Source organism: Priestia endophytica (assembly GCF_026790145.1).
GTDB classification, from domain to species: Bacteria; Bacillota; Bacilli; order Bacillales; family Bacillaceae_H; genus Bacillus_I; species Bacillus_I endophytica_A.
The window spans coordinates 1-25,344 of record NZ_JALAMS010000052.1 but is presented as its reverse complement, the minus strand read 5'-3'; the positions used below and the strand labels follow the sequence as shown (position 1 = coordinate 25,344).

Genomic DNA, 25,344 nt, shown 5'->3' with positions numbered 1-25,344 from the left:
TTATAAAAAATAATCCAATAAGGCCTAGTGACAGGGTTCGTGTCATGAACCGCAAAGTATTTTGCTATATATGGAAAACTATAAGGTGATACACTGAAAAGTTTACCAATAATCACAGTCATTGTAATGATACCGTAAAACTATAGTGTTCAAAGAAGACTTAGTACTACAGAGTCTATTTCTTACGTAGTGAAAAAAGAAGGACGGGGAGCACAGCTTCAGAAGCTATTTCGGCTGCTATTGGTTTCTTTAGCATAGGAGATGTATATTCAGCTTGTTTTGAATAAAGGACCTATCCAATCAACATTTTGAGCTTTCTATACATTAAAAGATTTTTCACCGTGAAACGATACATAAATTCTTAAACGACCACCTGCTTTAGAGGGTGGTCGTTTAACGTAAAATTTTATTATAAAGACTAAGCATACTTTCTTATATAAAATGGTTTACCTTCCCGCCATTCTGCAAATAGAACTTCTTTATAATCAAACACATTTTTTGCGGCTAATTGACCTTTTAACCATTCTTCATCAAACCCGGCTTCCTTCAGATTATCATAAACGACTTCACCATCTATAATTAGAGTAACCGGTAAATTAGCCGGTTTAGAAAGCAGATTTAGGTCACTCCTTTTAGGGATATCGTATGAAGATTTTGGAAGAACACTGACCATGCCGTTCGTTTCTAAGATGGCATATTCTACTTCCTCCAGGGAAAAATATCCTTGTTGGCGGACTAAATTTTGAAGTTGATTAAGGTCCAATTTGCTTTTTTTTAGAGACTCATATTTAAGCATTCCTTTATGAATGACAATAGTTGGCTCTCCTTCTAATGTCTTTCTGAGCTTTTTGAATTTTTGAGTAAGCATTTCAGTGGAAAAGATCAAAATTCCCCATATTGTTATAGAAAATAAGATTTTTTGGACGTTCACTTCCTCATCATATACGGCATTTCCTAATAATTCCCCTAAAACTAAAGCTGAGATAAAATCAAATGGGGTGATTTGAGAAAATTGATTTCTACCTAATAGCTTAGTTAAAACAAACAATACAAAGAAACCAATAATTAACTCAGTTGCCATAGAAAGATAGGGATTCAACATGGATACCTCCTTCTTTTAAGTACTTCCATATCTTAGACATTTTTAAATTCTCTCAAACGTTTTAGTCTAAAGGAAGCGTTAGACAAGGTATCTCAATAACAGAATAACGGTATCAGTAGAAGTCTCAATAATTATGGATATCTAAAGGAAAAAAGCTCCATCCTTAATTAGACAGGGGCCTTTTTAATTTTCCCATAAATGACTTGTCTTCTGTACTTCGGGGCAAATACGATGTGATACTTACAATTCCAAGTTGTGTGTGCTAAACTATTAGTGTCTTTTGGCATAAAAACTCCTCCGTATGCTGATATTTTGGTTGACGAACCAAAAATATTTTAGCATACGGAGGAGTTTTTTTAATACCACGCTGAAAGCTTTTTAGAACCCTAGGTCTAGCCTAGGGTTTTCTTTTCCATAAATAAAAAAAGGATCTTTTAATAAAGATCCTTTCAGCTTGTAGATAAACTTATTGATGACGGAGATTATCAATTTCCTCTTGTGTAAGACCTGTCAGTTTACTTATTGTTTTATTATCCATTCCTTCTTGAATCATACTTAAAGCAACTTTCAAGACTCCTTTTTTTTCACCCTTCTTCTCTCCTCTTTTTTCCCCTATCTTTTCTCCCTCTATTTTTCCAAGGTTTTCAGCTCGTTTTAATGCTGATTTTTCATCCAATAAAGCTTTTCTTCTCGCTTCATAAGCCAGTAAGACTTCGGGGTCTTGACTCACACGTTCCCATTCGTCTATGGCTTTCTTCAATACTTGATCTTCTTGCATCGCAATCTCCTCCAGTATTTGAGTGATTTCTTCATCTTCCGATGCTTCAAGTAATAATAACCATCTTACTAATTGATCTTCTCGAGGATCGACTTCTTTTCTACGCCATTTAATGAGAAGTTTAGGAAGTTCCATAAAATGAATTTCTAACATGTCTGTTAGTAACAATTTTTCTTCACGTTCATATAACTGGAAGATGGAATGATAATGATTGATATGAGATAAATAACGGAAGTTCACAATGTTAATGGTAATGGTTTGACACAGCTCCCCATAGTCCATTCCTTCCTTCATCTGACTGCTATACATCTTAGACCAATAATAAAGCGTACTTTTTTCCATATCATGTTTATTATTCAATTGAATCTCAATGTTTATACGGGTTCCATCTTCTAATTGAGCATGAACATCAAGAATGGATCGTTTATCTTCCTGATATTCTTTATTAAAATGTGGATCTAATAAGTGAACGGTCGTAATGTTCTTTTCCTCTGGTAAACGTAGAGCTGCATTTAAAAAAGCAGCTAAAATGGATTCATTTCCATGCGTTCCAAAAAGAGATTTAAAAGCAAAATCGACACGTAAATCTAATCGCTTTGTCATGATATCCTCCGTGATTTTTCTTTTTCTTTAGTATAACATGAGTTTTACTTTTTCCTCTTAAGTATACTTTTAAGGACGCGTATAGTTTGTCTTACAACTCTTATGCTTTTATGGTTATTCGATTCTATATAATATTATAATTATCGTTGAGTGCGCTTACACTACTATTTGTAATAGGATTAAGATGATTGAATCGTAAATAGAAATGAAAGTAGGGGTATAGGAATGAAGCAGATATTATCATGGAAGGTTTCCTCCCAATCATGGACTATGGAAGGGATAGTAGAGTTTTATCGGTTATGTCAAATACTTAAAGGTAACATATATTTGTATAGTAACGAGATAACATGTGACGCAAGAGACTTGCCTAAGATCGTTTCCTTTATATTAACTTCGAAGAACCAGGATATCTTCCTGTTTAGCGTAGGAGCAATCGGCTTTTTTGTGTTGGGAGACCTTAACTGAAGTTGAATGTTCAAACCTTATTTTTCTGGACACCAGACGGCATATAAGGAGGAGGTTCCTAGTGGAAAAATAGTTATTTGGAAACATAGATGTTGTTTCAATCATTGTTTTCGGGATTATAAAGCAATCCGAACCGTTGATGGATGAGTATTCACGCTTATAATTAAATATCCTGCATATAAAAATGGAACCCTAAAAATGGTTCTTGGAACCCCCTTACTAAAGGTTGATCGTTTATTCCAATCTGTAGTTTTTATCATTCATTAACTTTCTCCTTTAATGCATTACGAATTACGGTAACAATAAAAATTAACAAGGGAATAATTATGAAGGGTACAATAGCAGTATAATCATTGACAAAACCTTTTGTTCTATGCTCCGAATAATCGGAAGCGATGGACAATGAGAAAAAATGAGGACTATCCCTATTGTAAAATAATTTTTTTGTCATGGTTTAACTTGAACAAATCAACTATGCCCCTTATCGTAGCATATAAAAGGATAGATGGTTTGAAAAGTGCTGTAATCAGTAAGGGAAACACAACAATCGCATCTAGTCTTTCTATAAGGCCCAGTGACAGGACTTCTGCTATGAACCGCAAAGTAGTTTACTGTATATATAACATTAACAAGCACTCAATTATTAATATTTACCGAAAAAACCATTTAAGATATATAGATCTTGATATGACTTTTGAAATTAAATGAAGAAGAAAATTCAGATTTTAATCTGTGTGATTATCAAGAATGCATAAAAAGGAATTTAAATCCTGCAAGAGCTGTGTTCAGAAAATCGCCTATTTACCGTGAAACCAAGTCATGTAGGACAATACTTCATCTTTTCTTTTTAGAATTCCCCCTTTTTTCTCATCATTTACTTATGAACATGTAACTATCTTTTTTCTCTATTGATTTCTTTTCTTTCTTCATGCTTATTTTTATCCATTCCCTAACCTTCTGCATCCGGGAGTCAAAAACCCTTTGTAATAAACCCGTTAGTTGGAAATCAAAAAAGTGTTGTTTCCTTACTTTTACCAATGCTTCTTCATAGGAGGAAAAACGGAGCTGTTGGAACAGAAAATAGTCCATCGTCTCTTGAATAGATACGTGATCTTTCCAACAATTCAGTGGGACATTCGCAAATTGCCACGGTTTAAATACACCTGGATAAACAGTTTGAATAACTTGAAATGGAGATTGTTCAAAAATATCGAAGACGCCATATAAATGATATTTTTTAAAAAAATGAAGATTCACGTGTAAGGGTATTTCTTCTATAGGAATATTCAGTTCATTTTCTATTACATGCTTAACTGCCTCAACTGCTCGATTTTTCCCTTCTTTTCCGTGCCAATATTTATGAGGGACTTGTTGAAACTCCCACGGTTTAAATCGTCCCGGATAAGCATTTTCGATTACATCATAATAATTCCAACCATAGATCATGGCAGGTGGTTTTAGACGATGGGACCATAGTATACTTGCCTGTACTCTTATAGGAATTTCATGAATTGGAATCGATAATCGTTCTTCAAGTAGATAACATGTCATATACCTCATATACTTTTTTCCTTCTTCCCCTGAAAAAAACTTATTGGGAAAGCGCTTCACTTTTCCATCTAAAACATCTTGATAGATTTCAATCGCCCATTCTCGGCTCATTATTTAGACTCACCTCTGTTAAAATTCATTGCAAATCTATTATGGATAATAATGCAATTATTATATACATAGAAATTACATATTGTTTTCCTTTTGAATTGCAAGCAGAATGGTTGGATTCGACCCGGACCAAATTAACTTTGTTCTCATTTCTCATTTTGAAAGATTACGATTTATACATAATTACTTTCCTCTTTTTCTCCTTCTCTTTTTTATAAAAATGTAGGCAGACTCAGCAAAAAATAGAAGGAGAAGAAAAAAGAGTACAAATAATTCTACAACTTCCATCACACGAAAAGGATTTACAGCATTGTACCATGCTTGAGAAACATCAAAGCCTTGAAAAATATCGATACTTACAGATAATCCTATTAAACATCCCGTTATTAACAGGGAAACACCTATGATTTTCATACTTATCACGCTCCACTTAATAGGGTCTTCCCTTTCCCTTAATATCATACAGATTTATTCTGTAAAGATTTACATAAAAATTCCTTATGTGGTTAAAGTAATAGAAACTAAAGGAAAGGTGCCTTGATTTATGCCTTCGTTTTTTAAAGACCGAAAATTAAAAAAGGACCATGAACAGGATGCTGAAAATCAATCTGGTAACAACTCAGTGGAATATATGCACAGTTCCCTATTAGCGAATCTCGATACGATTAAACAGAAAACAGGAAACAGTTCAGACGTTGTGATTCGTCAATTGAAAATGGGGGAAAATTTCGATATTAAGACAGCCATTGTCTATGTAGAAGGAATTGTAGACAATCAATCCATTCAAGAGTTCTTACTCCAATCCATAATGAAAGATGATCATAAAGAAACATTGAATCAGCACAATGCACTCGATCTGATTTCCGAAGATATGATTACAATCGGTAATGTGTCATCTATTGATACCTGGAATGACTTGTTTTTATCCTTATTGGCGGGCGATACCCTTGTTCTAGTCGATGGAACAAATCAAGCACTGAGTGTAGATACAAAAGGTGGGGAGAGGCGTGCCATTACCGAATCAAGTACTCAGATGGTAGTACGCGGTCCAAAAGAAGCATTTACAGAGTCTATCGGGACGAATACAGCCATGATACGTCGAATTATTAAAAGCCCAGATTTATGGGTCGAATCTATGAAAATCGGTCGTGTAACCCACACAGATGTAACGATGATGTACATACATGGCATTGCGAATGATCAAGTCATTGAAGAAATTCGCCAACGATTACATAACATTGATATTGACAGCATTTTAGAATCAGGCTATATCCAACAATTTATTGAAGATCAAACGATGACCACCTTCCCCACTATTTACGACACCGAAAGACCCGATATAGTGGCAGGTAATCTCCTAGAGGGTCGAATTGCGATTTTCGTTGATGGAACGCCTTTTGTGCTGATTGCGCCAGCTGTCTTTATTCAATTTTTCCAATCGGCCGAGGACTATTATGTTCGCTTCGATATTGCGACATCCATTCGCCTTTTACGCGTTGCTATGTTTATCATTTCCCTTATCGCGCCAGCTACTTATGTTGCTGTTACAACGTTTCATCAGGAGATGGTCCCAACACAGCTTATCGTAGCGATTGCTGCACAGAGGGAAGCCGTCCCTTTTCCAGCATTCGTGGAAGCTCTTCTTATGGAGATTACCTTTGAAATCTTGCGAGAAGCAGGGATTCGATTACCTAAAGCCATTGGTTCAGCTGTATCCATTGTCGGTGCCCTTGTAATTGGACAAGCTGCCGTTCAAGCTAGCATCGTGTCACCAGCCATGGTCATCATTGTATCCTTAACGGCGATTGCTAATTTTGCTACACCTTCCTTTTCCATGGCCATTTCTGTTCGCTTACTCCGTTTTCTGTTTATGATATGTGCAGCAATATTTGGCTTCTACGGCATTATTCTGGCACTTCTCATGACAGTAGTCCATTTATGTAGTTTACGTTCATTTGGCATTCCTTATATGGCACCACTGGCTCCTTTCATACCAACAAACAATGAAGATACGGTTGTGCGATTACCATGGTGGACACTTAGAAAAAGACCACGATTAATAAGTGCAAATACTAGTCGTGAAGGAACGAACCAGCAGCCTTCCCCTCCTTCATCGCGTGGTATGGTGAATCGGGATTTTGAAGAAGGTGATAACAGTGAAACGTAAAGGGACTGTTCTTTTATTAATGATGACGGTGACCGTCTTACTAACAAGTTGTTGGAGTAAAAAGGAGTTAACAGACCTTGCTATCGTGGCAGCCATGGGAGTAGATAAAACGAAAGATGGCCGATACAACATAACATTGCAAATTATCAACCCTGGAAACGTGGCTGGAGGCTTAGAAGGAGGTGGAGGTGGAGGCGGTATGCAAAGTCCCCCTGTTACCATCTATTCAGCTTCGGGGGAAAATATAGTCGAAGCAAGCAGACGGGCTTCAAGCAGAATTTCTCGGAGATTGTATTATGCCCATACAAACTTAGTCGTCGTGGGGGAGAGGCTTGCAGGAGAAGAAGGGGTTGAGGTATTAATGGATGCTTTTGATCGAGATCCTGAGTTTCGAACGACCTCCACTCTAGTCATTGCTAACGGTTCAACTGCCGCAGATTTGGTTAAAGCATTAACTCCTGTTGATAAGATTCCAGCAAATAAAGTGCTGAAAACCTTAGAATTTACAGAAAGACAATGGGGAGAGGATGTGAAAGTTTCACTTCAAGATGTCATGAAAGGACTCCAGTCTTCTGGAGAGGAAACCGTCGCATCTGGATTTCGTATAGTGGGGAGCCCTAAACAAGCACAGAAGTTAGAGAACCTTCAAGAAAGTGCGCCTGAAGCAACGCTTCGAGCTTCCGGAATTGCGGTTTTAAAACAAGGAAAGTTGGTGGATTGGCTGTATGGAAAAACAGCAAGAGGAACGGTATGGATTTTAGATAAAATACAAGGAACTGATATTAATATTAATTGGGAAGGAAAAAAAGAAGCGATAGCCTATCAAACCGTCCGTCAAAAAACACAGGTGTCTGCCCAAATGAAGAATGGTCACCCTCGCATTTCTGTTCATGCACGTGTTGAAGGAAACATCGGTGAAATAGAGGTTCCTGTTGATATAACCAATCCAAAGGTCATTACAAAGATCGAACAATCCTTGAGTAAAGAAATTGAAAAAGAGCTAAAGAAAGCCATTGAACATGCGCAGAAAAACAAAACAGATATCCTTGGATTCGGTGAAGTCGTCCACCGTTCTAGACCAAACGAATGGAAAAAAATAAAATCTGAATGGAGCGAGGTGTATTTTCCAGAATTAAATGTAGATATTATCGTGGAGGCCTATATCCGTCGTACTGGCTTACGAAACAAGTCGTTTCTTTCAGGTGTAAAAGAGAATCAAAAGTGAAGAAAAGGAGGTGACAATTGAATGGAATGGAGAAAGCCAAAATTAGTGCCAATCAGCTCTTTATCTTAATGGTCCTGTTTGAACTGGGCAGTGCTATGTTGGTGCCCCTTGCCATGAGGGCGAAGCAGGATGCCTGGCTTGCAATTTTACTTGGAATGATCGGCAGTTTGTTTCTATTTTTAGTCTATCATAAACTTTATTCGTATTATCCCGATCTTCTACCTACAGAATACATGCAAAAAATCTTAGGTAAGGTGATGGGAACCTTACTTGCCTTTGTCTACATTCTTTACTTTATATATGATGCTTCAAGAGTTCTACGCGACTTTGGTGAAATGTTGTTAACTTTTGCCTATCCTGACACTCCTTTATTTATCGCGAATGCATTATTAATGCTTGTCATTATTTATGCCATCAGAAAAGGAATAGAGGTCATAGCTCGATCAGGAGAACTGCTTTTTGTTTTTATGTATATCCTGGCGGTTGCCGGATTTATTTTGATTGTGTGTTCGAATTTGATTAAATTTACCAACTTGCAACCTGTACTGGAGGAAGGCTTGATACCAACCTTAAAAGTCACATTATCTGAGACCTTATATTTTCCGTTTACCGAAGCTATTGTGTTTACGATGATTTTTGCCGTATTTAAATAATCCTAAGAAGGCCAAAGTGACGATGTTATGTGCAACAGGGTTAAGTAGAATCAACTTAGTGATTACGATGCTCATTAATATTAGTGTGCTTGGCGTTGATCTGACTGCGCGTTCACAATTTCCTCTTCTTAGTACCGTTCAGACCATCCAAGTAGCTGATTTTTTAGAACGGCTTGATGTGTTTTTTATGCTTGCCATGGTAATCGGTATTTTCTTTAAGATTAGCGTCTTATTTTATGCAGGCGTCATAGGTACAGCTAACTTATTTAAGATTAAATCACCTTCACGGCTGTCGTATCCTTTAGGCATAGCTGTTCTATTCTTATCCATCACAATTGCGAGCAATTTCCAAGAACATCTCCATGAAGGACTAAAAATAGCATCATTTGTTCATATTCCTCTATTTGTTATTATTCCTCCTTTCCTTCTTCTTGTTGCTTTTTTGAAAAACAAGAAGAAGCAAAGATAATAATAGGTTCACGGGGGACTTTCTTACAATATGAGTGAAATTAAAATTGGAATAGAGCGATGGGTGCTTTCTAGAATTAAATATACACATCACAGTAGAAGCATACGTGCGTTGCGCTGGCTTACAAAATATTCGGGTATAAAAGAAAATCAAAAGTGGGAAAAAGGAGGTGCAAGATGAATGGAAAAAGCAAAAATTAGTGCCAGTCAGCTATTTATTTTAATGGTACTGTTTGAACTAGGGAGTTCTTTACTTGTACCTCTTGCCATGGACGCAAAACAGGACGCTTGGCTTGCGATTCTACTTGGAATGATAGGCAGCTTGGTTTTATTTTTAATCTATCACAAGCTTTACTTCTATTATCCAAATCTCTTGCCTACGGAGTACATGCAAAAAATCCTAGGTAAAGTGATGGGAACAGTACTTGCCTTTATCTACATCCTTTACTTTATGTATGATGCATCAAGAATTCTACGTGATTTTGGGGAAATGTTACTAACCTTTGCCTATCCTGATACGCCTTTATTTATCGCAAATGCTCTATTAATTCTCGTCATTATTTATATGGTTCGAAAAGGAATCGAGGTTATCGTGCGCTCAGGCGAGGTCCTTTTTATATTAATGTATATCCTTGCTGTCACTGGGTTTATTCTAATTGTGAGTTCTGGTTTAATCGATTTCACCAACTTACAACCAGTACTTGAAGAAGGTATGTTACCCATCTTAAAAGTTGTCTTTACTCAAACCTTATATTTTCCGTTTGCAGAAGCTATTGTGATTACGATGATTTTGCCGTATTTGAATAATCCTAAGAAGGCCAAAGTGACGATGTTATGTGCAACAGGATTAAGTGGCATCAATTTGGTGATTACGATGATCATTAATGTTAGTGTGCTTGGGGTAGATTTGACAGCACGTTCACAATTCCCTCTTCTTAGTACTGTACAAAGCATCCAAGTCGCTGATTTCTTAGAACGTCTTGATGTGTTTTTTATGATTTCCTTAGTGATTGGTATTTTCTTTAAGGTTAGCGTGTTATTTTATGCGGCTGTCATAGGCACGGCTAATTTATTTAAGATTGAATCGCCTTCACGACTATCGTATCCTTTAGGCATAGCCATTCTTTTCTTATCCATCACGATTGCAAGCAATTTCCAAGAACATATCCGTGAGGGACTGAAGACAGCAATTTTTGTTCTACATATTCCTCTCTTCGTGATTATTCCTCTCCTTCTTCTTCTTGTTGCTTTCTTGAAAAACAGGAAGAAGAAGAGAGAATAATGCATCATTTTGCTGAAATTGAAGTCACTATTGTTTAATTTCGGATTTAAACGATCAAGATTAACCACATCTATTAGAACTAACATATTTTTGTCTAGCCCTTTACATACTAAATGATAATAAACAAAATGTAGAAAGGTTTATAACGAATAAATTTCTTAAAAGGTAGGGAGTTGGGATACGATTAAAAATATCCCTTTCTCTCTATACGAACGATGAGGTGATTTTTATGTATACTTGGTTTTATGATCATTTCGTTAACACTGTCCTTTTCCCACTTACCTGTTTAGTGCTGGTTACCATTACTTTAAGCACGTATGCATACTTTAAATTGAAGAAAATAAATAAATGAATGAATGAATAATAGTTCACAGGAATATTTGATTGCTAAAATAACTAATGAACTTCCCTCTTTGAAATTTGGGGAAGTTAACAAGGCGCAGATCCTTTGAACGACAAGAGATTTACGTTTTCAATTTTTTTCTTTACGTAATTATTCATACATTGTTGATATATAAGGTTTTGGAGACCAAAAGATCTTCTCAAGAATGAATAAAAAATAAAGTATTTATTCATTTCACATTTAGAAAAAAGGGATTACAGCTTAATTGTCCTAAAAATCATGGTTTTTGAGACAACTTCATTTTTGCTTATTATATCCTTTATTTAATGTCTAAAATATATCAAAAGACGTCTCAAAATCTATATATCCTAAACGGGGATTTTTGAGACGTCGAAAGTGGTGTAATATAAGGTTTTTATAGTTAGAATCAGTGCCCTCTACACTACCAATTAACTTAATAAATGCATCATTTTTTCCTCTGTTTCTTTCTCTTGACGAGGTTGGTAAATGGTTAACTTCAATTCAGGTGCATCATACACTTGAAGAGTGATATGATCCATAATCATTTCTCCCACTAATGGATGCATAATAGTTTTCTTCCCACATGGAGTGCCAAGAACTTCATGATTAGACCACCACTTATCAAATTGGGGACTCTTTTCAGTCAGTTCTCTAATCATATTTTTAAACCATTCATCTCCTACGAAGCATGTATAAGCTAAACGAAATTGAGCAATTAATCGTTGAGCATGATCTTCCCAATTCAGAAAAAGATTTTGATATTCTTTAGAAGTAAAACAGCGCCATACTGCATTACGATTTCGTTCATCCATTTTACTAAAGTCACCAAAAACCATCACTGCAGCTTTATTCCAGCTTACTATGTTTAGTTTTTCATCTGTTACATAGGTAGGGCAATCTTCTAATTGGCTTAATAGCTTTTTTACAACACGGTCTATATTTTCTAGCCCATTTTGCACTGTTATAGATGGAAGTGACTGATTTCCTAATAAAAACAGATGCTCTTTTTCCTCTTTATTTAGTTTAAAAACACGTGATATAGACTCAAGTACTTCTGAAGATACTTGGATGTCTCTACCTTGTTCTAACCATGTATACCAGGTTATTCCGATTCCTGCTAGTTGGGAAACCTCTTCTCTACGTAAGCCCTTCGCTTTTCTCCTCAGGCCGATAGGTAAATTAAAGTCTTCCGGGGACAAGCGTGCCCTCCTTACCTTCAAAAAGTCTCCTAATTCCCTTCGTCTTTCTTTATCACCTAACATACTGTTACTCCCTCTTATAAGTAGTACTTTTAATAATAGTATAAATACACTCCTATTACCATTATAATCCTTATTCTATTATCTAATTAAAGGAGGTGAAGGACATGGATTTAAAAAACAGTGAAGGGACTTCTTATTATGTATCCCGAGGCTTAGTTCTTTTAATGGCTATAGTTTGTGGGTTCACAGTGGCCAATGTCTATTTAAACCAAACCCTTTTAGTTAGTATGTCAACCACTTTTCATGCTTCTGCAGCTAGTATTGGAATCATAGCTACCTTAACTCAAATAGGATATGCATTGGGAAACCTCTTGTTAGTACCGTTAAGTGACATGTTTGAAAGAAAAAAGTTGATTTTAATCTTATTATACTTTGTATGTATTGTTCTAGCCTTAAATGCTTTATCCATCAACACAACATGGATAATGATTGCAAGTTTAACTTTAGGGGTTGTAACTGTTATCCCTCAGATTATTGTTCCCTTGGCTGCTGATATAGCCTCAGATGATAACAGGGGAAGAGTTTTAGGAAATGTAGCGATTGGCTTAGTTTGTGGAATTTTAGGGGCTCGACTTATTAGTGGATTTATAGATGCTCATTTCGGATGGCGGGTTGTTTATTGGACGGCTGCTGTAGCGACACTCCTTATGATTTTCTTAGTTACTGCATATCTCCCAAAGAGTAAAGGAACTAATGTAACCAATTATAAAAATTTACTCCTATCTTTAGGGCCCTTATTTATAAGGGAAAGAGTACTCCAAAAAGCATGTTTAAGCCAGGGAATGATGTTTGGCTCTTTTAGCGCATTTTGGACCACCCTTGTCTTTTTATTACATACCTATCCTTATTCATACGGGAGTGCAATGGCTGGGTTGATAGGATTAGTTGGGATAGCTGGAGCCTTTGCTACACCAATTATTGGTCGTTTAATTGATAGAAGGGGAGCAAAGTTTGCGAGTTTTTTACGTATGTCTATTTCCTTAATTGCTTTTGCAGGTCTCGTCTGGGGGGGGTATTGGTTGCCTGGATTAATTTTGGGAGCTCTTTTAATCACTGTAGGAACACAAGCGAACCAAGTTGCCTGTCAGTTTAATATCTTTCAATTAGAAGTAGAGAAAAGAAGTAGATTAAATGGATTATATATGGTTTCTACGTTTTTAGGAGGATCTCTAGGATCCTATATAGGTTTACTTGCTTGGAGTAAATGGCAATGGCATGGAGTATGTGCAGTAGCAATCCTTATGGTAACGATTAGTTTTAGTTCATTAATAAAAAGCGAAATTCCTGAAAGAACTGTAAAAAGTCTAATGGGTAAGAAAGGAAGGAATATTTAATGGAGGAACATACAAATAACTTTAAACGGGGTCTAGATGTATTAGCTAAAATAGATCCAGAAAACTACAAGGATATAGTGAACAGCTTTAAAGATTCAGTTTTACCTGATTTAGGGACATTAGCTGTAGAGTTTAATTATGGTCAAATCTTTTCTAGGCCTGGATTGGATTTAAAGTCTCGCCTTCTTGCTACAGTAGCTGGCCTAACGGCGTTAGGAAATACAGAACAATTAAGATTCTACATTAATGGAGCTTTGAATGTTGGATGGACAGAGGAAGAAATTTTAGAAGCTATGTTGCAGATGTTAATCTACGCCGGGTTTCCGGTGGCTCTAAATACCATTTTAACCGTAGCAAATGAAGTGTTTTCTGAGAGAAGAGAAATGAATTTTTTAAATAAAAAGGGGAAATAAAATGATTATTGATAGTCATGCTCATGTGGTTTTACCTATAGAGAACCATATTAAAATGATGGATAAGAGTGGAATAGACAAAACGGTATTGTTTTCTACTCTTGTTCACCCAGAAAAAAGTAATAATTATAAAGAGTTTATAACAGAAATGGGTAAGTTAAATCATGAGGTGAATCCTCTAGAAGCACGCGTAAAGGCTCTTGAAGAGTTAAATACTTCTATTAAGCAACACCCTGATCGCTTTGTTGGATTTGGTTCGGTTCCTCTTTCTTATTCCCAAAATGACCCAAAACTAAATGAATGGATAGAGAAATTGGTTAAGGAATACAAAATGAAAGGCCTTGGGGAATTTACTCTTGGTACAGGTCAAATTCAACTGCTAGAACCTATATTTAAAGCAGCTAGTGATTATGAGTCTTTACCTATCTGGGTACATACCTTTCATCCATTAAGTTTAAAGGATATTCAAGAACTGTTTCTCCTCACTCAAAAATATGAAGATGTACCGGTTATATACGGACATATGGGGGGAATTCACTGGTTACAAACCATTGAATTAATCAAAAGAGCTGAAAATGCTTACTTAGATATATCTGCGTTTTACACAACTTATGCGCTATCTTTGGCTATAAAGGAAATACCGGAAAGAACTTTATTTAGTTCAGATTTTCCTTATGGGGAGCCATTCTTAAATATACAAGCTGTAGAACGTCATACAACTAGTCAAGAAATTACAAATAGAGTTTTGGGAGGGAACATTCAGGATCTTTTAAAATTGTAAATTTAAATCCTGAAAAGTTTAATTATCTAAACTTTTCAGGATTTCTATATAAATGTCTACAGAATATAGAGATATGAAAATATTCTACTATATGAAATAAAGATGATAAAACTGTACATAACCTACATGTTATTAGTTTACACAATAAGCTTTCACAGAAATAAAGACTTTCTTTTTGACGAGTTTCTTCTTATTATATATTGTCCTTGTTAAAAGTACCCTCATGATCCTTCACCAATTTATAAAAGGTTGTCTTTTTAACATTGGCTTCTTTCATGGCTTGGACAGCTGTAATCTCCTTATTTCTCCATCGGTTATAAGCTTCAATAAATTCTTGATTCACCTGAGCTTTGGGCCGTCCAAAAGATATACCATTCTTTAATGCAGAATCAATGCCCTCTCTCTGACGTTTCCGAATACGATCCCGTTCCTCTTGAGCCATCCAAGAAAGAATCTGCAAAACTAAATCTGCAATAAAGGTTCCCAAACTATCCTTATATTGAGTGGTATCCAACAACGGCATATCTAAGACCACAATGTCTGCCTCAATCTCTTTTGTAATGGCATTCCATTCTTGTAAAATTTCTTCTTTATTACGGCCGAAGCGATCTAGAGAATGAATATAAAGAATATCGCCTTTACGAATCATCCGTTTCATCAGTTGATACTGTTCTCGGTTGAAATTTTTCCCACTTTGTTTATCGATGAAAATATCCCGAGGAGAAATTCCAGCTTCCTCCATCGATTGAAGTTGACGACCTTCATTTTGATCTCGACTACTTACTCGTATGTATCCAAATTTTCTATTTTCCATTTTTATACTCCTTTTGTGTTTCTCTCCCTATTATTCTATCAAAAACGTCCGTAAAAGTGTAAGTTTTTCCAAGGACGTTCGTAATTTAAATTTAAACTTAAATGAACTATGAAATTGCTAGATTTCTTATTAAAAAGAAACGTCCATAAAAGTACACTTTTATGGACGTTCGCTTTACGAACTGTCTGTTTGTGTTCATTTTTTATAGAGTCACAAGTTAATTAAAAGTAAGTGATGGATATGATCGTTATTCTCGTTCATAAATGATTTCTTCCTCCATCTTCATCATGTTAAATTTCATCAATTGCCAACTTAGTATCCAAAATTACAAATAATGTTTAATATTTTGAGCAAACTACTTAAAAGAATCGACATGTATTCTTCACCCCCTTAATTAGAAGGGAAAAAACTACTAAAGCCAGTAGTTTTTTCTCTTTTAAAGATGACTAGCTTTTTTAACTAATCAAATGAGTAAAAAAGGGAGTTTTGAATGAATGGAAAAGGCAAAAATAAGTGGCATTCAACTCTTTGCCATCATGTTTATCTTTGAGTTAGGAACTGCATTGGTCGTCAACTATGGAACAGATGCTGGAAAGGATGCCTGGCTTTCTACTCTTCTTGCTATGAGTGGAGGGATAGCTTTATTTTTTATTTTTTATTTTTTATTTCGTCAATATCCTAACTTACCATTTACCGGATATATACGTGAAATATTTGGGAAATACCTTGGGTGGATTATAGGGTTAGTATACTGTAATCATTTTATATATATTTGTAGTAGGAATGTGCGGGAGTTCGGATCTTTAATCACTTCATCTACCTTGCTAGAAACCCCGTTAGTAGTAATCACCCTTACCCTTGTGGTAGTGATGTGCTACGTTATTCATTTAGGGGTGGAAGTAGTAGGAAGAACAGCAGAAGTCTTTATTGTCATATTATTTCTATTAGGAATAGCAGGGAATTTTTTTATACTTGTGTCAGGCGATGTGAATTTTCATCAGATACGTCCCTTTCTTGAACATGGCTGGAAGCCTATCTTTACAACAGCCTTTCCTCACCTACTCATTTTTCCATTTGGTGAAATGATCGCTTTTACGATGCTATTACCGTATTTAAATCGTCCTGAATTGGCAAAGAGAATAGGGTTGACAGCTGTAATTTCAAGTGGGTTGATTTTAAGCTGGACCGTTTTGTTAAATACATCCGTTCTGGGAATAGACGTGATGCACAGATCCGTATTTCCTACGTTGACAGCAGTGGGGAAAGTTAATCTGCTTGATTTTATTGAAAGGCTGGACGCTATTGTCGTATTTACTTTACTGATTACAGTCTTTTTCAAAGCATCCGTCTATTTATATGCTGCGGTCATTGGACTAACTGATTTATTCAAATTAAACACGTATCGTCAAATTCTTTTCCCAATAGGAACAATTGTCATTTTTTTATCCCTCACCATGGCTTCCAGTTTTTCAGAACAAGGAGAAGAAGGTTTCCTTTATCATTACGTTTCAATCGCTCTGCTTGTTGTTATTCCCCTGCTCATGTTGCTAGTTTCCATTATTCGTCAGCATTTTAAGGCGAGATTAAGCTAATGATAAATTTTATACTACACTTATTTATTAAGCATTGACTAATAGGAGCTTTAACATAATAAAGCTCAATAAATTATTTAACACTTATTCTAGACTACACATCTATCCGTAAAAAATATATATACAAAAATAAAAAGTGCAAACTCGGTGTTACTGAACAGGTTTGCGCTTTTTTTACTTCCGCGAACATATTTTATATAAACTAAGTTTGTATATCATACTCATTTGAAACTCTTCTTTATTTATGCTTCTATTGATACAATAAATAAGGAAAGATTGAGTAAAGAATATTGGTAAACTTAAATCCCAAAATTAAGGAGAGGTGGGTTATTCCTTTTTATGAGGATTCATGATCATCTATATGGTTCTTTTGTGTTGGAGCCCGTTCTAACAGAATTAATACAAACAAAACCTGTTCAGAGACTTAAACATATTCATCAAGGAGGAGCAAGTTATTTAGTAAATCCAAAATGGAATGTGACTCGATTTGAGCATTCTATTGGAGTTATGCTACTAATAAGAAAATTAGGTGGTTCCCTAGAAGAACAAATAGCCGGTTTATTGCATGATATCTCCCATACAGCCTTTTCTCACGTTATAGATTTCGTTTTAGATAATGAAGAACAGGATTTTCATGATCAAATTTTTGAAAAAACGATTCAACAGTCAGAAATTCCTTCTGTTTTACAAAAACATGGTTTTGATTTCTTTTCTATAGTGCCTATTGAGAAATGGCCCTTATTAGAACAACCACTTCCTTTGCTATGTGCAGACCGAATTGATTATACCTTACGAGATTTATCTACCTACAATATGATTTCTTTAGACGATGCTTCTGAATTTGTAGATAAATTAAGAGTAATTGATAAAAAAATTTGTTTAGAAACAATTGAGGCGGCAGAATGGTTTGTTAAAGCTTATTATACAGAGGTTATTGACTTCTTTCTTCATCCATTAAATGTGTATGGATATGCCATGCTAACAGATATATTAAAGATAGCTATGGATAAGCAGATTATTGACTTTGATGACTTATTATCAGAGGATTCAACAGTTTGGGAGAAGTTAATAGATAGTAAAGACCATGATGTTTCGCAAAAAATAAAAGCTATGAGTAGGGACGCAATAAATGATGAGGATCATTATGATATACACCAAAAGAAAAAAGTCCGAATTATCGATCCGTTAGTATTGGTAGGGAATGACCAAATGAAGAAAGCAACAGAGCTCTCTACCAAAGTAACCGAATTGAATCAGCATGCTCTGGAAAAGTCCTTGAAAGGAACATTTGTTAGAGTTCTCAATACTTAGTAAGAGAAAAAGAACCTTATTTAGCTAAATTAAGGTTCTTTTTCTGTGCCGATAAACTGTGTTATGTAAACTAATTGAGTCTTTTATGTTTTCCTATAAATCATTAAAGCCCATGCTAAAATAAAATTAAGAAAGAATGGACTTAACCTAATGGAACAAATGATATTGAAAATGAGAGAGGTAGATAGAAAATGGAAATGAACGACTTTAAAAGAGCGACAATACAAGTACCCGGATCAAGCCTATATTATGAGGTTAATGGAAAAGGTCCTTTCCTCCTTTTGATACACGGAGGGGGTGGTGATGCTGATAAATTTCAACAGATTTCCTCCCAACTTACAGACCATTATACAGTCATTACGTATGACAGGAGAGGACATTCGCGAAGTAAACTCGACAATAGGCTTGAGGATTATAGCGTAGAAACACACAGTAATGATGCTCACCTCCTACTAGCTAAACTGACCGATAAGCCGGCTTATGTTTTCGGAAGTAGCTCCGGTGCTGTTATTGCACTTGATTTGTGTATACGCCATCCAGAACAGGTCAATGTACTAATTCCTCATGAGCCCGTTCTATTGCCACTTTTAGACCACGATGAGCAAGTTCAAGCTAGGGAGTTTATGGAAGATCTCAAGAAGAACCATAAAAGTGCAGTTGAAAATTTATTATCAAATTCCCAAAAGGACATTAACAATTCTAAACAGTCAACGGATGTGAAAGCAGAGCGTCTCTTTCGTAATTCAACGTATTTTGTTGAGCATGAAATTGAGGGGATTCTTAACTATTCATTAGATGTTGGCGCATTAAAATTCGCATTAAAGCATTCAACGATGAAGATAATCCCAGCCGGCGGCGTTGATTCACAGAGCTTTTTTGCTTATCATTGTGCTTTTGCATTAGCAAGGTTACTAGAAACAGAGATAGTAGAGTTCCCTGGTGATCATGGGGGGTATAACACCGGATATTATAAGGAATTTGCTGAAAAGTTAAACAATATTTTAAAAAGTATATAACCTATATTTCTACCATAAAGCTTAAATGTGTTCTTCAAAGTGGAGAGCACTTTTTTTAGTAAGGAATAGATTAAATGTGAATGATTAATTGGGGGAACATCAGAAAAATGCAAAATTACAACGTTAAACATACCTCTATAACAATTTTCAAGTTATGTACCTTACACATATAGGAAACAAAAATCAACCGTAAAAGTATTATATAAAAAAGAAGAAAAAGCGCAAACTCGTTGTTACTGAACGATTTTGCGCTTTTTTACTTCCTCTAACATGGTTTATATCAACTAGTTCTCCATATTGTATATGAAATATACCCATTAATTTGATAAAATGGAAATAAGAATATAATATGGAGGTTTTTTATGAGTTTGATTATAGATCACCTACCAGGGTTATATTGGAGGTTATTTGTTTTTACTATATTATTAGCCCTGTTAGTTTTATTTTTTAGAGTTAAACGAGAAAGATATAAATCGGTAACATCTAAGATTGCATGGATTGGTATTACTTACGGGATAATTGCCCTTCTCTATACCTTTATTGTTGCTGGTAACGTAAATATCGGTGCTCTTGTACTAATGTTTTTTATGAGTATTTTACTTTTTTAAAAAAAACATCCTATGAAGTCATAAATACATGTTCAATTTGGTGAGAGTTAGAATGGTCATTACATATTAGGTGGGTATCACATGTTATTTTCAGAAGAAAAGTTATATAGAATTGAATTTATAGAACCATGCCTAATTTATGCAAGTCATTCACTATTAAGATTTAGAAATTCAAGTATTTTAGATGTAAATAACCTAAGTTCTAAACAACATGGAGTCATTCCAGAAGGGATTAAGGATTGGGTAATTAAAAAGTGGGGAAAACTTTATTTTTCTCCTGATGTGAACCAGGAGGGATTAGAATTTTTCCTTCCTTCTGAACAACCTCATATTCTTATTTCTTTGAAAAAGATTGGAGATCATCTTTACAAAAACATAGAATGTTAAGAAATAAAAGGGGAGTTTGAAATTAGTAAAGCAAAGATATTAAACATAATAGGTTTTCTATTTATGCTAAGTGCTATATTTTATCCAATGGGATATATAAAATCATTAAATACTTCTCGGATTATGTTCTTAGCAGGAATAATTTTGGTGTTAATTTCAAGAATTAGCATGAAAAGAAGGTAGATTCAAACCCTTTAGGGATAAGCACCTAAAGGGTTTTCTGCTGCTAATAATGTATTTTATGTTAACTAGTATTTAGATAGCGTATACAAAGTGAATTATATACATTAATTTGATAAAATGGAAATATGATTATATTATGGAGGTTTTTATGAGTTTAATTATAGAACATTTATCAGGTCTGTATTGGAAGTTGATTGTCTTTGTTATATTACTAGCCCTATTATTTTTATTCTTTAGAGTTAAACGAGAAAGGTATAACTTAATAACATCCAATATTGCATGGATTGGTATCACTTACGGAATAATTTCATTGTTTTATACTTTTATTATTGCTGGAAAGGTAAACATTGATGCTCTTATATTAATGTTTTTCATGAGTATATTACTTTTCAAAAAAAAGCATCCTATGAAGTCATGAATACATGTCCAAGTTGGTGAGAATTAGAATAGTCATTACATATTAGGTGGGTATCATATGTTATTTTCAGAAGAAAAGTTATACCGAGTGGAATTCATAAAACCATGCCGAATTTACGAAAGGCATTCCCTATTAAGATTTAGAAATTCAAGTGTTTTAGATGTAAATGGTTTAAATTCAAAACAACATGGTGTTATTCCGGAAGGGATTAAGGGATGGATGATTAAAAAGTGGAGTAAACTTTATTTTTCTCCTGATGAGAACCAAGAGGGATTGGAATTTTTCACTCCTTCCGAACAACCTCATATTCTCATTCCTTTTAAAAAAATTGAAAATCACTATAAAAAGTTAGAATGCTGAAAAATAAAAGCCGTGGAGACGTTAATCTCCACGGCTTTTACCTTACTTTTACTTAAACGATGCTTATAAGTTTTCTTCTGCTTTTTTCATAGGTTTATATACAAATACATGTAAAGATAACCCTATAACGGCTGTAACGTTTAAAATAAAGCTCATAATCATAAATGCATATTCAACAATAAAAGGTAAATGTCCATTCATACTTACGGTAGAAGAACTTACTCCTATAATTAAAATGAAAAATAGCAAAGGCAAGTTTTTAACCAAATTTACTCCTCCTATAAGATCCTCACTATTATATTACCACGATATAGATATAATGTATTTTATAGGAGGTTGAGCTAGGCATAATCTGTGTTATGGGAACTTAGTTATCATTATTTAGGATCATAAATAAAGTGGAAGCTAAATCAAATACGCTACTTAAGTTATCCTATTGTTTATGTTCATCGAGATTATTGGAGGTCAATCTTACATAATAACCATCAGGGTCTACAATACGAAAATCTTTCATTCCCCAAGATCGCAGCTCAAGTTTAGATTCAATGGGATAATTCCCTTCTAAAATGTGATTATATAACTTCTCGATATCATCAGAAACTATAATAACTTCTACGCCTTTACCCTTTGGATGAAGACCTCCCTTTTTAAAATAATGATCTTCATCAAGAATACTGTCATGCGTTAATAATAAAGAAAAATGATCTTGTTTAATCATTGCACCTGTCTCGTTCTTTTTAGAAAACGTAAGGCCAATAATATCTTCATAAAATCTAATAGACCTTTTTAAGTCCTCGACAAACAATTCCAATCGAAAATTCATCTTTATTCTCCGTAGTTAATTTCATCCTTTATTAATATTATACAAAAAATTCTGAACCCTTTTGCTCGAAATCTACACATCCTTGGTAAATGTTTGTTCTATACCGGTCCGTAAAAGTATACTTAAAGGACAAGAAAATGCCCAAACCCGTTGTAATTCGATGAGTTTGAGCTTTTATTACTTCCTAGAAGATCTATTATGTTAATTAAGATACATAAGATTTGTATGAAGAATAATGGCATTTTTTCATGCTTTTAAGATTAACTTGGAACATTTCAGAAATTTAATCTCTTAATTCATAATTAAGAATTATTTTGTTTTCTTATTTATTTTATATCTCATTTAAATAAAATATGGAGAAGTATAAATTGAAGGCTTCTTATTATTAATAAATAGTACATATATTAGTTAAAATTAAAACAGTTTCCATATGAATAATTAAACATTTTTTTGAATTTTTATTATAGACACTTCCCTTTTTTTCCGTATAATAGTATATGTATTAAAAATTGACAGGAGGATAATAACTTGGCAAATTACGAGTATCATAATTTTTCTAAAGAAATTAGAGACGAATTGAGGCCATTGTACAAGTCAAACAATTACAGAGGAATAATCGGAATCCTATATGACTACATCATAATAGGGTTATCAGTCTATTTAGGACACTTCAATATATGGTTCTATTTAGTAGCTGTACTTATAATCGGCTCCAGACAAAGAGCTCTAGCAACAATACTTCACGATGCTTCACATCTATGTCTAGCCAAAAACCGAAAATTAAACTACATATTAGGAACATATTTTTCAGGCTATCTTATTGGACAAGAATTTAATATATACAAGGATTCCCACGTTAAGGGCCATCATACCCATCTAGGAGACCCCGAAAAAGATCCCGATTATCAATACCATATAGAAGCTGGATTATACAAGCTAAAAAATAGCAATCATTTTTTAATTAAATATGTACTAAGACCTTTATTTTTGTTAAATATTGTAAGTTATGCTTATTATGTCTTTAAGTATCGAATGTTACAATTTAAGCAATATCCTAAGCAATTCACTGCTATGGTTTTGATGTGGATAATAATAGTTAGTATATTGGTTTATTTCCAAAGCTTACAGTACCTTCTGTTGTATTGGATAATCCCGTATTTTACATCTTTTATGGTTATTGGTTGGTTTATTGAAATGGCTGAGCATTATCCATTAGTATTAGACAACAAGAAAAGTATTAAAATGACACGTAATCGTTATAGTCATTGGATTGAAGCATTTTTTCTAAGCATACATGCAGAAAATTATCACTTAACTCATCATCTTCAGGCTAGTATTCCTTACTGGAATGTCGCTAAAGCTCATCGTATTATGATGAAAGACCAAATGTATAGAGCGCTAAATGGGAAAATGGGGGGCGTTTTTGTCTCTTCAAATTCTAATCCTCCATTAATCCTTGATTTAATTAAAAACAATAAGTTACCAATTACAAAAACATCGAGGGAAAGTGCATGAAAAATACATATATTTTAGGGATATTCTTAGCATTAGGTGCTGCAATATTAAATGGTACTGTAGGTATACTTAGTAAAGGGTTATTTTCAGGTAATCTAACGCCAGCAGCTGTTTCATTTTATAAATGTTTCATTGCTTTTATTGTTCTTTCAATATTTGCTCTCCTTAATTCAAATTTCAGAAAAAATATTATTATGTTAACTAAAAATGTTAAGTCTATTGCTCTCTGCTCATTTTTAGGAATATTTGTTCTATATTTTTTTGAAACAACGGCTTATAATTATGCAGTTGTACCTTTCGTTGTTTTTATTCTATTAGGTTCGTCTGTATTAACAACTTTTGTATTCAGTTCTTTATTATTAAAAGAGAAAAAGAATAGGTTGAAGTTTGCGGGCCTTTCCTTATTGATTATAGGATTAGTTATCATGGCTTTTGCACAAGGAGCTACTGGGGGCCTTTCGATTGGAGCCATCCTTGCAGGGATTGCTGGTCTCGGCTATGGACTTTTCCTAGTATTAACTAAAAAGTTCTCTTTAGATGGAGGGTTACCATTAGTTTGGTATCTTATGTTATTCGGCATAATTTATTTATTCATTCCATTCTACAGGGAGGGCATAGTTACACCAGAGATGAGTTCATTTCCTTCATTATTAGCATTGGCCATTTTCCCTACTATAGGAGGGTTTTATTGTACAACTATGGCTCTTAAATATTTAGAAGCTAACAAAGTACAATTTTTAGAACTCAGTGAACCTATATTTGCAACTGTGTTTTCCTTTATTATTTTAAGGGAAACTGTCCAAGGGATAGAATGGTTAGGGGCTTTTTTAATTCTAATTGCAATTTATATTTCCGAGTATTCACCGAAGCCGAAAGGGAAGACAGAAAAGGTTAATCAACACTTTAATTAATTTATAGAAAATAGGTATCCAAGTAAAATAGGAAAGGGTTCCTCCCTTTCCTATTTTATATATTAGAGGGTATATGTAAGATAAATTGGTTCTAGTGCAAAAACTTCAAGGTAGCCGTAATTAATCTGTTAAACTTTGACATACTGATATTATTACTCTACAAAAGGTGTGTGATTGGTATGGAAAAGGAACATTTGTTTAAATGGAAACATTATCAGCCTGATGTTATTTTACTAACGGTAAGATGGTACCTACGGTACAATTTGAGCCTTCGTGATTTGGTAGAAATGATGGAGGAACGAGGATCGTCCATTGCTCACACAACCATTATGCGTTGGGTTCCTCAATATGGACCTTAATTAGAAGAAAGAGTACGGCGTCATCTTAAATCAACTAACGACTCCTGGAGAGTCGATGAAACGTATGTGAGAGCAAAAGGTCAATGGATGTACTTATATCGTGCAGTCGATTCAGAAGGCAATACCATTGATTTTTATCTAAGTGAATCAAGAGATAAACAAGCAGCCAAGCGCTTTTTCAAGAAAGCCTTGGCTTTTTCGTATGTTTCCAAACCTCGTGTCATAACAGTGGATAAGAATCCTGCCTATCCTGTAGCCATTCGGGAGTTAAAAGAAGTAGAAGAGTATGCCCGAAGGCATACAAATAAGGCAAGTTAGATATCTCAACACTATCGTAGAACAGGATCATCGATTTATTAAAAAGCGTATTCGCACGATGCTTGGCTTAAAGTCCTTTCGAACTGCTAAACAGATTATTGTAGGGATTGAAACTAGGCACATGGCCAAAAAAGGACAAACACCTCAAGGTGATATTATCCCTCTTAGGT

At 34.6% G+C, this 25,344-nt stretch carries 24 protein-coding genes and 3 pseudogenes; 17 read left to right on the top strand and 10 right to left on the bottom strand.

The window, feature by feature from the left end; translation table 11 throughout:
* Positions 1 to 418: 418 nt before the first annotated feature.
* The 6 genes and pseudogenes from MOC86_RS24630 to MOC86_RS24610 all read right to left on the bottom strand — a co-directional run bounded on the left by MOC86_RS24630 (position 419) and on the right by MOC86_RS24610 (position 5,024).
* Positions 419 to 1,099 carry a DUF421 domain-containing protein gene (locus tag MOC86_RS24630; RefSeq protein WP_268586550.1) on the bottom strand — a complete coding sequence of 227 codons (681 nt, stop codon included), beginning with the start codon at positions 1,097 to 1,099 and terminating at the stop codon, positions 419 to 421.
* Positions 1,100 to 1,281: 182 nt separating this feature from the next.
* Positions 1,282 to 1,389 (bottom strand): annotated as a pseudogene (locus tag MOC86_RS24625) (transposase); the annotation flags it as partial.
* A gap of 179 nt (positions 1,390 to 1,568) precedes the next feature.
* A complete protein-coding gene (locus tag MOC86_RS24620) occupies positions 1,569 to 2,483 on the bottom strand; it encodes an Rpn family recombination-promoting nuclease/putative transposase (RefSeq protein ID WP_268586549.1) in 915 nt (304 codons plus the stop codon).
* Between the two features lie 890 nt (positions 2,484 to 3,373).
* Entirely contained in the window at positions 3,374 to 3,550 is a 177-nt protein-coding gene (locus MOC86_RS27565) for a GerAB/ArcD/ProY family transporter (RefSeq protein WP_419146678.1), read from the bottom strand.
* A gap of 268 nt (positions 3,551 to 3,818) precedes the next feature.
* Positions 3,819 to 4,610, bottom strand: coding sequence for a DUF4046 domain-containing protein (locus MOC86_RS24615; protein WP_268586548.1), 792 nt, complete (start codon positions 4,608 to 4,610; stop codon positions 3,819 to 3,821).
* A 183-nt stretch (positions 4,611 to 4,793) separates the two neighbouring features.
* Entirely contained in the window at positions 4,794 to 5,024 is a 231-nt protein-coding gene (locus MOC86_RS24610; RefSeq protein WP_268586547.1) for a hypothetical protein, read from the bottom strand.
* Positions 5,025 to 5,154: 130 nt separating this feature from the next.
* Here MOC86_RS24610 and MOC86_RS24605 point away from each other — a divergent pair, with 130 nt between their 5' ends.
* The 5 genes and pseudogenes from MOC86_RS24605 to MOC86_RS24585 all read left to right on the top strand — a co-directional run bounded on the left by MOC86_RS24605 (position 5,155) and on the right by MOC86_RS24585 (position 10,405).
* A complete protein-coding gene (locus MOC86_RS24605) occupies positions 5,155 to 6,777 on the top strand; it encodes a spore germination protein (protein WP_268586546.1) in 1,623 nt (540 codons plus the stop codon).
* Positions 6,767 to 8,002 carry a Ger(x)C family spore germination protein gene (locus MOC86_RS24600; RefSeq protein WP_268586545.1) on the top strand — a complete coding sequence of 412 codons (1,236 nt, stop codon included), beginning with the start codon at positions 6,767 to 6,769 and terminating at the stop codon, positions 8,000 to 8,002. Before MOC86_RS24605 ends, MOC86_RS24600 begins: the two co-directional genes overlap by 11 nt.
* A gap of 26 nt (positions 8,003 to 8,028) precedes the next feature.
* Positions 8,029 to 9,124 (top strand): annotated as a pseudogene (locus tag MOC86_RS24595) (GerAB/ArcD/ProY family transporter).
* 30 nt (positions 9,125 to 9,154) lie between these two features.
* Positions 9,155 to 9,304 carry a hypothetical protein gene (locus MOC86_RS24590; RefSeq protein WP_268586544.1) on the top strand — a complete coding sequence of 50 codons (150 nt, stop codon included), beginning with the start codon at positions 9,155 to 9,157 and terminating at the stop codon, positions 9,302 to 9,304.
* Entirely contained in the window at positions 9,305 to 10,405 is a 1,101-nt protein-coding gene (locus tag MOC86_RS24585; RefSeq protein ID WP_268586543.1) for a GerAB/ArcD/ProY family transporter, read from the top strand.
* 792 nt (positions 10,406 to 11,197) lie between these two features.
* On the opposite strand, the gene MOC86_RS24580 is transcribed toward MOC86_RS24585, so the two are convergent.
* Positions 11,198 to 12,031 carry a helix-turn-helix transcriptional regulator gene (locus MOC86_RS24580; RefSeq protein WP_268586542.1) on the bottom strand — a complete coding sequence of 278 codons (834 nt, stop codon included), beginning with the start codon at positions 12,029 to 12,031 and terminating at the stop codon, positions 11,198 to 11,200.
* Positions 12,032 to 12,135: 104 nt separating this feature from the next.
* On the opposite strand from MOC86_RS24580, the gene MOC86_RS24575 reads away from it, so the two are divergent.
* Genes MOC86_RS24575 through MOC86_RS24565 form a run of 3 tightly spaced genes read left to right on the top strand, consistent with a single transcriptional unit; the run spans position 12,136 to position 14,559 of the window.
* On the top strand, positions 12,136 to 13,365 hold the full coding sequence (locus tag MOC86_RS24575) for an MFS transporter (RefSeq protein ID WP_268586541.1): 1,230 nt from the start codon (positions 12,136 to 12,138) through the stop codon (positions 13,363 to 13,365).
* Positions 13,365 to 13,778, top strand: coding sequence for a carboxymuconolactone decarboxylase family protein (locus MOC86_RS24570; protein ID WP_268586540.1), 414 nt, complete (start codon positions 13,365 to 13,367; stop codon positions 13,776 to 13,778). Before MOC86_RS24575 ends, MOC86_RS24570 begins: the two co-directional genes overlap by 1 nt.
* Position 13,779: 1 nt before the next feature.
* A complete protein-coding gene (locus MOC86_RS24565; RefSeq protein WP_268586539.1) occupies positions 13,780 to 14,559 on the top strand; it encodes an amidohydrolase family protein in 780 nt (259 codons plus the stop codon).
* A gap of 193 nt (positions 14,560 to 14,752) precedes the next feature.
* Here MOC86_RS24565 and MOC86_RS24560 read toward each other — a convergent pair whose 3' ends face one another.
* Positions 14,753 to 15,373 carry a recombinase family protein gene (locus MOC86_RS24560; protein ID WP_268586538.1) on the bottom strand — a complete coding sequence of 207 codons (621 nt, stop codon included), beginning with the start codon at positions 15,371 to 15,373 and terminating at the stop codon, positions 14,753 to 14,755.
* Positions 15,374 to 15,867: 494 nt separating this feature from the next.
* Between MOC86_RS24560 and MOC86_RS24555 the strand changes: the two genes are divergently transcribed.
* The 6 genes from MOC86_RS24555 to MOC86_RS24530 all read left to right on the top strand — a co-directional run bounded on the left by MOC86_RS24555 (position 15,868) and on the right by MOC86_RS24530 (position 21,248).
* The gene (locus MOC86_RS24555; RefSeq protein WP_268586537.1) at positions 15,868 to 16,965 is read left to right on the top strand and encodes a GerAB/ArcD/ProY family transporter; all 1,098 of its coding nucleotides are present in this window, start codon (positions 15,868 to 15,870) and stop codon (positions 16,963 to 16,965) included.
* Between the two features lie 339 nt (positions 16,966 to 17,304).
* A complete protein-coding gene (locus MOC86_RS24550) occupies positions 17,305 to 18,276 on the top strand; it encodes an HD domain-containing protein (protein ID WP_268586536.1) in 972 nt (323 codons plus the stop codon).
* Between the two features lie 197 nt (positions 18,277 to 18,473).
* Positions 18,474 to 19,292 carry an alpha/beta fold hydrolase gene (locus MOC86_RS24545; RefSeq protein ID WP_419146681.1) on the top strand — a complete coding sequence of 273 codons (819 nt, stop codon included), beginning with the start codon at positions 18,474 to 18,476 and terminating at the stop codon, positions 19,290 to 19,292.
* A 362-nt stretch (positions 19,293 to 19,654) separates the two neighbouring features.
* Complete coding sequence (locus MOC86_RS24540) at positions 19,655 to 19,900, top strand: hypothetical protein (RefSeq protein ID WP_268586534.1); 246 nt, start codon at positions 19,655 to 19,657, stop codon at positions 19,898 to 19,900.
* A gap of 81 nt (positions 19,901 to 19,981) precedes the next feature.
* The gene (locus MOC86_RS24535) at positions 19,982 to 20,287 is read left to right on the top strand and encodes a hypothetical protein (RefSeq protein ID WP_268586533.1); all 306 of its coding nucleotides are present in this window, start codon (positions 19,982 to 19,984) and stop codon (positions 20,285 to 20,287) included.
* Positions 20,288 to 20,945: 658 nt separating this feature from the next.
* Entirely contained in the window at positions 20,946 to 21,248 is a 303-nt protein-coding gene (locus tag MOC86_RS24530) for a hypothetical protein (RefSeq protein WP_268586532.1), read from the top strand.
* 63 nt (positions 21,249 to 21,311) lie between these two features.
* On the opposite strand, the gene MOC86_RS24525 is transcribed toward MOC86_RS24530, so the two are convergent.
* Both MOC86_RS24525 and MOC86_RS24520 read right to left on the bottom strand, forming a co-directional pair.
* Positions 21,312 to 21,515, bottom strand: coding sequence for a hypothetical protein (locus tag MOC86_RS24525; protein WP_268586531.1), 204 nt, complete (start codon positions 21,513 to 21,515; stop codon positions 21,312 to 21,314).
* Positions 21,516 to 21,681: 166 nt separating this feature from the next.
* Positions 21,682 to 22,071: a VOC family protein gene (locus MOC86_RS24520; RefSeq protein ID WP_268586530.1), complete on the bottom strand. Its 390-nt coding sequence runs from the start codon at positions 22,069 to 22,071 to the stop codon at positions 21,682 to 21,684.
* A 528-nt stretch (positions 22,072 to 22,599) separates the two neighbouring features.
* Here MOC86_RS24520 and gntB point away from each other — a divergent pair.
* From gntB to MOC86_RS24505, 3 genes and pseudogenes are all read left to right on the top strand, one after another.
* A complete protein-coding gene (gene gntB, locus MOC86_RS24515; protein WP_268586529.1) occupies positions 22,600 to 23,586 on the top strand; it encodes a guanitoxin biosynthesis L-arginine gamma (S) hydroxylase in 987 nt (328 codons plus the stop codon).
* The gene (locus MOC86_RS24510; RefSeq protein WP_268586528.1) at positions 23,583 to 24,497 is read left to right on the top strand and encodes a DMT family transporter; all 915 of its coding nucleotides are present in this window, start codon (positions 23,583 to 23,585) and stop codon (positions 24,495 to 24,497) included. The genes gntB and MOC86_RS24510 overlap by 4 nt, the downstream gene beginning before the upstream one ends.
* Positions 24,498 to 24,676: 179 nt before the next feature.
* A pseudogene (locus tag MOC86_RS24505) lies at positions 24,677 to 25,344 on the top strand (IS6 family transposase); the annotation flags it as partial.